General features: G+C 69.8%; 9 protein-coding genes and 1 rRNA gene. 6 read left to right on the forward strand and 4 right to left on the reverse strand.

Features of this window, described 5'->3' with window-relative positions; genetic code table 11:
- Positions 1–31 precede the first annotated feature (31 nt).
- On the reverse strand, positions 32–1,270 hold the full coding sequence (locus ACG04Q_RS04525; RefSeq protein ID WP_394509647.1) for a glycosyltransferase family 4 protein: 1,239 nt from the start codon (positions 1,268–1,270) through the stop codon (positions 32–34).
- A 119-nt stretch (positions 1,271–1,389) separates the two neighbouring features.
- Between ACG04Q_RS04525 and ACG04Q_RS04530 the strand changes: the two genes are divergently transcribed.
- Genes ACG04Q_RS04530 through asd form a run of 3 tightly spaced genes read left to right on the forward strand, consistent with a single transcriptional unit; the run spans position 1,390 to position 4,566 of the window.
- Positions 1,390–2,007: a hypothetical protein gene (locus tag ACG04Q_RS04530; RefSeq protein WP_394509648.1), complete on the forward strand. Its 618-nt coding sequence runs from the start codon at positions 1,390–1,392 to the stop codon at positions 2,005–2,007.
- Positions 2,008–2,011: 4 nt separating this feature from the next.
- The gene (locus ACG04Q_RS04535) at positions 2,012–3,658 is read left to right on the forward strand and encodes an aminotransferase class III-fold pyridoxal phosphate-dependent enzyme (RefSeq protein ID WP_394509649.1); all 1,647 of its coding nucleotides are present in this window, start codon (positions 2,012–2,014) and stop codon (positions 3,656–3,658) included.
- Between the two features lie 2 nt (positions 3,659–3,660).
- On the forward strand, positions 3,661–4,566 hold the full coding sequence (asd, locus tag ACG04Q_RS04540) for an archaetidylserine decarboxylase (RefSeq protein ID WP_394509650.1): 906 nt from the start codon (positions 3,661–3,663) through the stop codon (positions 4,564–4,566).
- On the opposite strand, the gene ACG04Q_RS04545 is transcribed toward asd, so the two are convergent.
- Together ACG04Q_RS04545 and ACG04Q_RS04550 are read right to left on the reverse strand one after the other, a co-directional pair.
- Positions 4,559–5,467: a UDP-2,3-diacylglucosamine diphosphatase gene (locus tag ACG04Q_RS04545; protein WP_394509651.1), complete on the reverse strand. Its 909-nt coding sequence runs from the start codon at positions 5,465–5,467 to the stop codon at positions 4,559–4,561. The genes asd and ACG04Q_RS04545 overlap by 8 nt on opposite strands.
- Positions 5,468–5,521: 54 nt before the next feature.
- The gene (locus ACG04Q_RS04550) at positions 5,522–6,550 is read right to left on the reverse strand and encodes an alpha/beta hydrolase family protein (RefSeq protein WP_394509652.1); all 1,029 of its coding nucleotides are present in this window, start codon (positions 6,548–6,550) and stop codon (positions 5,522–5,524) included.
- A 101-nt stretch (positions 6,551–6,651) separates the two neighbouring features.
- Between ACG04Q_RS04550 and ACG04Q_RS04555 the strand changes: the two genes are divergently transcribed.
- The 3 genes from ACG04Q_RS04555 (at position 6,652) to ACG04Q_RS04565 (ending at position 9,506) form a co-directional block, all read left to right on the forward strand.
- Positions 6,652–7,647, forward strand: coding sequence for a LysR family transcriptional regulator (locus tag ACG04Q_RS04555; protein WP_394509653.1), 996 nt, complete (start codon positions 6,652–6,654; stop codon positions 7,645–7,647).
- Between the two features lie 11 nt (positions 7,648–7,658).
- Positions 7,659–8,234 carry a 2'-5' RNA ligase family protein gene (locus tag ACG04Q_RS04560; RefSeq protein WP_394509654.1) on the forward strand — a complete coding sequence of 192 codons (576 nt, stop codon included), beginning with the start codon at positions 7,659–7,661 and terminating at the stop codon, positions 8,232–8,234.
- 142 nt (positions 8,235–8,376) lie between these two features.
- Positions 8,377–9,506, forward strand: a protein-coding gene (locus ACG04Q_RS04565; RefSeq protein ID WP_394509655.1) for an IS3 family transposase whose coding sequence is annotated in 2 segments (ribosomal slippage) — positions 8,377–8,638 and positions 8,638–9,506 — 1,131 coding nt in all. Because the reading frame shifts where the segments join, the coding sequence is not laid out codon by codon here.
- 249 nt (positions 9,507–9,755) lie between these two features.
- Here the strand turns inward: ACG04Q_RS04565 and rrf are convergent.
- Positions 9,756–9,855 (reverse strand): 5S ribosomal RNA (rrf, locus tag ACG04Q_RS04570); the annotation flags it as partial.

Here is a 9,855-nt window from a genome sequence, read left to right on the forward strand (position 1 = left end):
AGTGTCTGCGCGATTGCGGGCGCCCGGCCAGTCACGCCGCCGGCTGCAGCCCCGCCAGCCCGAAGCCCGGTTCCGCCCGCGCGATGGCGCCTTCCAGCACGGTCTCGAAGCGCGCCGTGATGTCGCCCCAGTCCAGCCGCCGCGCCGTCACCCGCGCGCCCTCGGCCACTGCGCGGCGCGCCGCGGCGTCGCCGGCCGCCACACGCACCGCGGCGACGAACTCCGCCTCGCGCCCCGGCCCGGCGAGCCAGCCGTTCACGCCGCTGCGGATGAGCTCGCCCGCCGCTGCACTCTCGAACGCGACGACGGCGCAGCCGCTGGCCATCGCCTCGGTCGTCACGTTGCCGAAGGTCTCGGTCAGGCTGGCGAACAGGAACAGGTCCAGCCCCGCGTAGTGCGCGGCCAGGTCGTCGCCACTGCGCGAGCCGGCGAACACCGCATCGGGCACGCGCGCGGCCAGCTCGGCACGCATGGGGCCGTCGCCGACGAACACGAGGCGGGCCCGCGGTTGCGCGATCTTCACGGCCTCGTAGGCGGCCAACACGACACCCAGGTTCTTCTCCGGTGCGAGCCGGCCCACGTAGCCCATGACGAGGTCGTCCGGGCCGGCGCCCCAGCTGGCGCGCATCGCGTCGCTGCGGCGCGCCGGGTCGAAGCGCTGCGCGTCCACGCCGCGCCCCACCACCGTCAGGCGCTCGAAGCCGCGCTCGGCCAGCAGCACGCGCATGGCCTCGGTGGGCACCATGGTGGCGTCGCAGCGGTTATGGAACTTGCGCAGATAGCCCAGGATGGGCTTGGCCAAAAGGCCCAGCCGGTAGTGCTTGCCGTAGGCGTGGAAGTTGGTGCGGTAGTCCGACGTGACCGGCAGCGCCAGGTGCTGCGCGGCCTGCAGCGCCGACCAGCCCAGCGGCCCCTCGGTGGCGATGTGCACCACGTCGGGCCGCTTCAGCGACCACAGCTTCACGAGTGCGCGCTTGCTCGGCACGCCCATGCGCAGGTTGGGGTACAGCGGCACGGGCAGACCCTTGGTCAGCACCTCGTCCACGGCGGGCTTGCCGGTGGGTGGCGTCGTCAGCTTGGCGGACTGGCGCGGCCGGATCAGCTGCACATCGTGGTTGCGGCGGTTCAGGCCATCAACGACGCGCGCCATCGACATGGCGACGCCATTGACTTCGGGCGGATAGGTTTCGGTGACCACCGCCAGCCGCCGCGAGTGGCGCGGCGCGGGCAGGTCATCGACCAGGATGTCATCGGCGTCGGCGGTGTTCATGCCGCGCATGGTCAGGCCGTCATGCAACAACACTGTGACAGCCGGGCCGTCACGCCGATTTCACGCAAGCCCCCCACCATCCGCCCCGCATTCCACCCCCAACACGAGGACGGGACGACGTGAACGAGTTCTTCCAAACCCTGAAGACCCAGCGCTGGGACGACCACCGCTACTACCACCACAGCCGCATCAACCAGAGCCTGCACCTGATCAGCGCGCTGAGCTTCCTGGTGTCGTACGGTCTGGTGTTCGTGAACCCGGCCTGGGCGGCGCTGCTGGCCTGGTGCGTGTCGATGACGACGCGCCAGGCGGGTCACTTCTTCTTCGAGCCGCGGGGCTACGACCACGTGAACCAGGCCACCGACGAGTACAAGGAAGAGATCAAGGTGGGCTACAACATCCGCCGCAAGATCATCCTGCTGGCCGTGTGGGTGGCGCTGCCCGCCGTGCTGTGGGTGTTCCCGTCGCTGGGTGGCCTGATCGAGCCGGCGGCCGACACGCGCGGCTTCATCGAGGACGTGGGCATGGCCTGGTTCTGCCTTGGCGTGACGGGCCTGGTGTTCCGCGTCGTGCAGCTGTGGATCACGCAGAACCTGATGCAGGGCCTGGCCTGGGGCTTCAAGATCATCACCGACCCCTTCCACGACGTGCTGCTGTACTGGAAGTCGCCCCTTTATCTTTTGCGTGGGCAGCTGATCGACCCGATGGAACACGTCGGCTCCAGCCAGGCGCACTGAACCGATGGACGAAGCCCTCACCCTGTCGGCGCTGGCTCTGGGCGTGCTGGCGCTGCTGCCGGCCGCCAAGCGGCGCATCGAGCTGTCGCGCGCCAAGCACCGCTCGCTGGCCGGCCACTCGCGCATGGCCAAGCGGCTGGCGCGCTGGGTGCCGGGCTATGCCTACGACGAGGCGCAGTTCTTCGGCGTGGACGGCGCGCCCGCCGACGTCGCAGCGCAGCGCAAAGCTGCATTGCAGCGGCTGGGTGCCGAGTTCGACACGCGCTTCGCGAAGACGCTGGCGGCCACCGAGCAGGCGCGCGACGCGATCTCCGACCTCAAGTTCACCGGTCGCTACCGCGTGCCCTTCCAGTTCAGCCCGGTGCTGCGCGAGCACTTGAAGGTGGGCGCCTTCCTGCAGGCCAGCTCCGGCGTGCAGGTCGAGGACCTGGACGGCAACCGGCTGATGGACCTGACCGGCTCCTACGGCGTCAACGTGCTGGGCTACGACGCGTACAAGGCCTGCATCGATGAAGCCGTGGCCACCGCACGCGAGCTGGGCCCCGTGCTGGGCGCCTACCACCCCTGCGTGCTGGACGTGCTGGGACGGCTGAAGGCCATCTCCGGCCAGGACGAGGTGAGCTTCCACATGAGCGGCACCGAGGCCGTCATGCAGGCCGTGCGGCTGGCGCGTTATCACACCAGGAAGAAGCGCCTGGTGCGCTTCGCCGGCGCGTACCACGGCTGGTGGGAGGACGTGCAGCCCGGCCCCGGCAACCCGCTGCCGCCGCGCGAGACCTTCACGCTGCAGGACATGGCCGAGCGCTCGCTGAAAGTGCTGGCCACGCGGCGCGACATCGCCTGCGTGCTGGTGAACCCGCTGCAGGCGCTGCACCCCAACGTCAACGCGCCGGGCGACTCCAGCCTCATCGACGGCAGCCGGCGCGCGGCCTACGACCGCGAGGCGTACACGGCCTGGCTGAAGCGCCTGCGCGAGGTGTGCACGGCGCGCGGCATCGTGCTGATCTTCGACGAGGTGTTTGTCGGCTTCCGCCTGGCACCCGGCGGCGCGCAGCAGTACTTCGGCGTGAAGGCCGACCTCGTCACCTACGGCAAGACGCTGGGCGGCGGCCTGCCGGTGGGCGTGGTGTGCGGCCCGCGCGCGCTGATGCAGCGCTACCGTGACGAACGCCCGGCCGACATCTGCTTTGCGCGCGGCACGTTCAACGCCCACCCCTACGTGGTGGCGGCGATGGCGGCCTTCCTGAAGCGCCTCGAGCGCCCCGAGGTGAAGGCGCTGTACGACGGCCTGGACGATCGCTGGAACGCACGTTGCGCCCAGTTCAACGCGCGGCTGCAGGCGGCCGGCGCGCCGGTGCGCCTGGCCAACCTGTCGACGATCTGGACGGTGACCTACACCCAGCCGGGCCGCTACCACTGGATGCTGCAGTTCTACCTGCGCAAGCACGGCCTCGCGCTGAGCTGGGTGGGCACGGGCCGGCTGATCTTCAGCCTGAACTACGGCGACGCCGAGTTCGCCGAGGTCATGGACCGCTTCGTCACCGCCTGCGACGAGATGCGCGCGGATGGCTGGTGGTGGACGGCGCCCGAGCTGACGGGCCAGGCCATCCGCCGCGGCGTGTTGCGCGAGATGCTTTCCCACAAGTTCTGACGATGAAAAGCCAAGACGCAGCGCCGGCCCTGGACGGCGGCGTGAAGGACAGCCGAGGCTGGCTGGCGCGCCTGGGCGCGCAGGAAGACCTGAACTTCCTGCTCACCAACCGCATCCCGCGCATCGCCGCGACACGGCTGATGGGCCGCATCGCCAACATCCGCAGCCCGCTGTTCACGCGGCTGGCCATCTGGGTGTGGCAGCTGTTCACACCGCTGGACCTGCGCGAGGCCAGGCAGCAGCGCTTCACGTCCATCAAGGACTGCTTCACGCGCGAGCTGAAGGACGGCGCCCGCGTGTTCGACGCCCGGCCGGACGTCTTCGCCAGCCCCTGCGACGCCATCGTCGGCGCGATGGGCACGGTGCAGCAGGGCCAGGTCTACCAGGCCAAGGGCTTCCCGTACTCGACGGCCGAGCTGTTCGGCCCGACGCAGGACGCCAGCGCCTTCGAGGGCGGCCGCTTCATCACGCTGCGGCTCACGTCGGTGATGTACCACCGCTTCCACGCGCCCGCCGACGGCACCGTGGAGCACGTGACCTACCTCAGCGGCGACACCTGGAACGTGAACCCCGTGGCGCTCAAGCGCGTGGAGCGGCTGTTCTGCCGCAACGAGCGCGCCGTGGTGCGCATGCGGCTGGCGGGCGGTCAGCCCGTCGCGCTGGTGCCGGTGGCTGCCGTGCTGGTCGCCAGCATCCGGCTGCACTGGCTGAACGTGCTGCTGCACCACGGCCACCGCGGCGCGCACGAGATGCCCTGCGCGGCGCCGCACGTGAAGGGCCAGGAGATGGGCTGGTTCGAGCACGGCTCCACCATCATCGTCTTCGTGCCCAAGGGCTTCGAGCTGGCCGAGGGCATTGCCACCGGCGCACAGATCCGCGCGGGGCAGGCGCTGCTGCAAATCAGCTGAGCATGGACTCCGGCTCGGCCGCCGCCGCGGCCGCCGCCGCTGGCACGGGGACAGGCACCGGCAGCGCCGCCGGCCTGACCTTGCTGCCCGCCGGCAGCATGCCCGGCAGCGCCGCCTCGTCGCCGCGGTCGATGATCTCCAGGCGGCCATCGAAGTGCTCCACCAGCGCCGTCAGGCTCTCCACCCAGTCACCGTCGTTGCAGTACAGCACGCCGTCGATCTCGCGGATCTCGGCATGGTGGATGTGCCCGCAGACCACACCGTGCGCGCCGCGCTTCTTGGCCTCGCGCGCCACGGCGTTCTCGAACTCGTTGATGTAGCTGACCGCGCGCTTGACCTTGTGCTTGAGGTAGCGCGACAGGCTCCAGTACGGCAGGCCGCACTTGGCGCGGATGCGGTTGAACCAGCGGTTGACCTTGAGCGTGAACTCGTAGGCCAGGTCGCCCGCGATGGCCAGCCAGCGCGCGCACTGGATGACGCCGTCGTACAGGTCGCCATGCGTGATCCACAGCCTCTTGCCGTCGGCCGTCACGTGCATGGCCTCGTCCAGCACGTCCACGCCGCCGAAGTTGTGCGTCACGTACTTGCGCGCGAACTCGTCGTGGTTGCCGGGGATGAAGACCACCCGCGTGCCCTTGCGCGCCTTGCGCAGCAGCTTCTGCACGACGTCGTTGTGCGCCTGCGGCCAGTACCAGCTGCGGCGCAGTTGCCAGCCATCGATGATGTCGCCGACGAGGTAGAGCGTCTCGCACTCCACGTCGCGCAGGAAGTCCAGCAGCGCCTTGGCCTGGCAGCCGGGTGTGCCCAGGTGCAGGTCCGAGATCCAGACGGTACGCACCGACAGCGTGGGCCGGTCGGTGCCGGTGTCGGCGGCGTCGTGAGGGTCTTGCGGCGTCGGCATGGCTGGCATGCTGCCGGCCGGTCATGACGCCGCCGTGAACGTGTTGTGCGCGGCTCAGCCCGCCGGCAACCGCGCCGCCAGCCGCGGCGTGGCGGCCTCGATGGGCGCCAGCAGCCGGGGCCACAGCTGCGCGCCCAGGTCACGGCGGAACGGGCCGAAGTGCTCGATCTTCTTCACGCCCAGCTCGGCCGGCGCCACCACATGCCGCTGCACTCGTGCCGCGCTGAACTGCGCGGCCAGCGCGTCCACCGCCGCGGCCGGGCCGAAGAGATGGTCGTCCGTGATGCTCCACAGGTGCACGGCGCCGGGGAAGCGGTCGTAGGTGCGTTCGCGCGCCAGCGTCTCGTCACCGAACAGGAAGCCCGGCGTACGGCCCCAGCCCGCCCACTCCAGCGCGGCGCCGGCCGGCAGGTCCTGCGCGCGCGGGCCCAGCACGCGGCCCGGCGCGTGGCCCAGCAGCCGCACCAGCACCGGCAGCATCCAGTGGAAGAACACCCAGGCCTGCACGCGCGCGAAACCCGACCAGTGCCCCAGGTAAGCCACCTGCGCCGCCACGCCCAGGACCGCGTCCACCTTTTCCTCGAACCCCGGTACCAGCCCGACGGCGTTGCCGCCCAGCGAATGCCCCACCCACAACAGGCCCACGTCGCGCTGCTGGCGGTCGGCCTCCCCACGGCGACGCCGGTCCGCCGCATGCAGCGCGGCAGCCATGTCCAGCCGGGCCCAGTCGCGCAGCCGCACGTCCTCGCCCGGCTGCAGCGCCTCACGGGAGGCGGCGATGCCGCGGTAGTCGAAACTCAACACCGCATAGCCGCGGCGCGCCAGCCAGTCGGCGAAGTGCCGGTAGTAGCCGGCCGGCACCGCCGTTGCCGCGCCGATGACGGCCACCGCCCTGACGCCCACGGCCGCCGGCGGCTCGAACCACTGCGCCGCCAGCAGGCGCCCGTCGCTGCAACGCAGCGGCGTGGGCGCCTGGCGCGCTGCCCCCATGTCATCGGCCCCGGACTCGATGTCGTCGAGCCGTGCGGCAACGGACAGATGGGGCGGCAGGGCATCGGCGGGCGACAACGGCAGGCTGGACATGGGGCACCTCGTGGCAATGCCCTTGCGGGCGTTGGGCGGCCAGTCTAGATTGGCAACTTTTCAGACGGTAGATCGCTGGCAATCGCCATATCGTCAATCAGATGTCAACAAAACCCAGCCCGCCACCCGGTATCGGCCGGCGCCGCCAGACCGCCGCCGAGGAGGCGCTCGACGCCAACGCACTGGAGCTGTTCGCCCGCATCGCCCAGGCCGGCAGCTTTGCGCAGGCGGCGCGGGACCTCGGCCTCACGCGCGCCGCCATCAGCCGCCGCATCGCCGCCATCGAGGCGGCGGTGGGGCTGACGCTGTTTGCGCGCAGCACACGCAGCCTCGGGCTGACGGAGGCCGGCCGCCGGCTGCACACCCGGGCCCGCGCCGTTCGGGAAGCCGCCGAGAGTGCGCGCCTGGCGCTGCGCCACACGCGCGACCAGCTTGATGGCACGCTGCGCATCAGCGCCACCGCCAGCTTCGGCCGGCATGTACTGGCGCCGCTGCTGGCCCGCTTCCAGGCCCAGCATCCTGCGGTGCGCTACGAGCTGTTCTTCACCGACCGCCGCGTCGACCTGCTGCGCGAAGGCGTGGACATCGCCTTCCGCGTCACCAGCACGCCGCCCGAGGCCTGGGTCGCGCAGCCCGTGCTGCGCTTCGAGGTTCGCGCCTACGGCGCCGGCAACCAACCGCCGCTGCTCAACCCGCAAGACCTGGCAAGCACCCCCTTGTTGCTGCTGGGCCAGGGCGAGGAGCCCTTCGCCAGCCAATGGCTGCACCGGGACGGGCGGCGGGAGCATGTGGCGCTGCAGGCGTCCGCCTGGGGCAGCGACCTGGACGGGCTGGTCGCGCTCGCCCGGCACGGCGCGGGCATCGTCCTGGCACCGGATTTCGCCGCTGAACCGTTCGCCGCAGGGCCACCGACCGCAGCGCCCGCCCCGGAAGCACACGAGGCCCCCCTGCTGCGAAACGTGCTGCCCGACTGGCGACTGGAGTTGGGGCTGGACACGGTGCAGGCGCTGACGCTCCCGCTGCCCGCCGGCTCGGACACCGCCCGCGCACTCGTGCGTTTCGTCCGCGACGCGCTGCTGTTGCCGGCACCGCGCTAGCCTGCCGGTCCATGGTGGCGACACCGTCCCGCTGTCTCTTCATCGGCATGCCGCCCGCGGCATCCTGCCGGCAGTTGACCGCGGAACTCGTTCGCCACGGGGTGGATACCCGCTTGGGTGCCAACCTGTTCCCGCCCTCGAACTGGCACCAGTCGCTGTCAGCACGCTTTGAAGACGAACCGCGCGTCGTCGACCGACTGCGTGCGGCAGGCGACACGCTCTCGGCGCGCGCCGTGAAGCTGCGCCTGGATCGCATCGAAAGCCGGCCCGGCCCGGAAGGCATCCACTGGGCCTTCCGCGCCGACCACACGCCGGCAGACTTCAGAACGCTGGTGCGCGGCCTCGGGGCCGCGATCACCGCGCAGACGGGGATGAAACCCATCAAACCCACGCCCCACATCACCATCAGTTACTGGGCGGGCGAGCGGCTTCCCCGCATGCTGACCATCGAGCCGGTCGACTGGCTGCTGGATGAAGTCCTGCTCGTGCGCGGTGGCGGGCGCCCGTATCACTACGCGGTCATCGCACGTTGGCCACCGCAGCCGCCGCGCGAGCAACCGGTCGCCGAGCAGCAATCCCTGTTCTGAATCGCGCCCGGACCAACCGCGCTGATGGGTACCGGCCAATCACCAATATTCAAGGCCCGACAACTACCGTCGATCCTGACCTGCAACTCGCCATCCGTACCACGGCAATAGAGAAGAATCCGCGCAGCCGAGAGGAAGCGCGATGCGCAAGAGCAGGTACACAGACGAGCAGATCATTGGATTCATCAAGCAGGCCGACGCCGGCATGAGCGTGGCTGACCTGTGCCGCCGAGAGGGGTTCAGCTCGGCGACCTTCTACAAGTGGCGAGCCAAGTTCGGCGGCATGGAGGCCAGCGACGCCAAGCGGCTGCGCGATCTGGAAGCCGAGAACAACCGTCTCAAGAAGCTGCTGGCCGAGGCCGTGCTGGACAACGAGGCGCTGAAGGTGGCCTTCGGCGTAAAGCGCTGAGCCCACCGGCGAAGCGACGCGCGGTGGGCAAGATGTTGGAAGCGACTTCGATCAGTGAACGGCGCGCCTGCGCGTTGGTGGGCCTGTCCCGCGACAGCTTGCGGCACCCGCCCCAGCGTGCGCAGCACGACCAGGCGACGAGCCAGCGCATCGTCGAGCTGGCGCACGAACGGCGTCGCTTCGGCTACCGACGCATCGGCGATTTGCTGCGCGCGGCAGGCACCCAGATCAACGACAAGCGCGTGTACCGGCTCTACAAGCTGGCCGACCTGTCGGTGCGCAAGCGCCGGGGCAAGCAGCGGCTAAAGCTCGAACGCGTGCCGCTGCACGAGTGCCAGACGATCAACGAGGTGTGGAGCATGGACTTCGTCAGCGACAGCCTGGCCAGCGGGCGGCGTATCAAGTGCCTGACCGTCACCGACGACTTCAGCCACGAGTGCGTGGACATCGCCGTGGATCACGGCATCGGCGGCGAGTACGTCGTGCGCGTGCTGGACCAAGTAGCGCGGTTCCGGGGCTACCCGCAGGCGGTGAGAACCGACCAGGGGCCGGAGTTCACCAGCCGCGCCTTCATGGCCTGGGCGCAGGCCAAGGGCGTGCGCCACATCCTGAACCAGCCGGGCAAGCCCACGCAGAACGCCTACATCGAGAGCTTCAACGGAAAGTTCCGCGACGAGTGCCTCAACGAACACTGGTTCCAGAGCCTGAAGCAGGCTCGCGCCGAGATCGCGCGCTGGCGGACCGACTACAACGAGGTGCGGCCGCACAGCAGCTGCGGGCGGATGCCGCCGGCGAAGTTCGCGGCCCAACATCGTCAAACAACCGGCGGCGCCGTGCCGGCGCCGCAGCAAACCCAGGAGTAATCTCCTTCATACCAGCGGATTCCTCAAATCGACTGGTACGGGTTCTGGGGGCAGGTCACCAGTATGCAGGCCGCTGAGCGCAGATATTGCGGCGGCCAGGTCGCACTGAGCGAAACCAATGGCGGATGGCCATCCGTTCGCAATCCGTTAGTCCGCGGAATCGGCTTATCGACTGAGCTCGGGGTTCAGATCCGCCAAAAGCAAAACCCCCACCAGCTTAGGGCTGATGGGGGTTGGCTTTGAATAATAGCCTGACGATGACCTACTTTCACACGGGAATCCGCACTATCATCGGCGCTGACTCGTTTCACTGTCCTGTTCGGGATGGGAAGGAGTGGGACCAAGTCGC

Source organism: Pelomonas lactea, assembly GCF_043555885.1.
GTDB classification, from domain to species: domain Bacteria; phylum Pseudomonadota; class Gammaproteobacteria; order Burkholderiales; family Burkholderiaceae_C; genus Pelomonas; species Pelomonas lactea.

Coding starts and splice junctions, on each gene's coding strand:
- ACG04Q_RS04525 (WP_394509647.1), bottom strand. CDS start 1,270: ATGAACACCGCCGACGCCGATGACATCCTGGTCGATGACCTGCCCGCG.
- ACG04Q_RS04535 (WP_394509649.1), top strand. CDS start 2,012: ATGGACGAAGCCCTCACCCTGTCGGCGCTGGCTCTGGGCGTGCTGGCG.
- asd (WP_394509650.1), top strand. CDS start 3,661: ATGAAAAGCCAAGACGCAGCGCCGGCCCTGGACGGCGGCGTGAAGGAC.
- ACG04Q_RS04545 (WP_394509651.1), bottom strand. CDS start 5,467: ATGCCGACGCCGCAAGACCCTCACGACGCCGCCGACACCGGCACCGAC.
- ACG04Q_RS04550 (WP_394509652.1), bottom strand. CDS start 6,550: ATGTCCAGCCTGCCGTTGTCGCCCGCCGATGCCCTGCCGCCCCATCTG.
- ACG04Q_RS04555 (WP_394509653.1), top strand. CDS start 6,652: ATGTCAACAAAACCCAGCCCGCCACCCGGTATCGGCCGGCGCCGCCAG.
- ACG04Q_RS04560 (WP_394509654.1), top strand. CDS start 7,659: ATGGTGGCGACACCGTCCCGCTGTCTCTTCATCGGCATGCCGCCCGCG.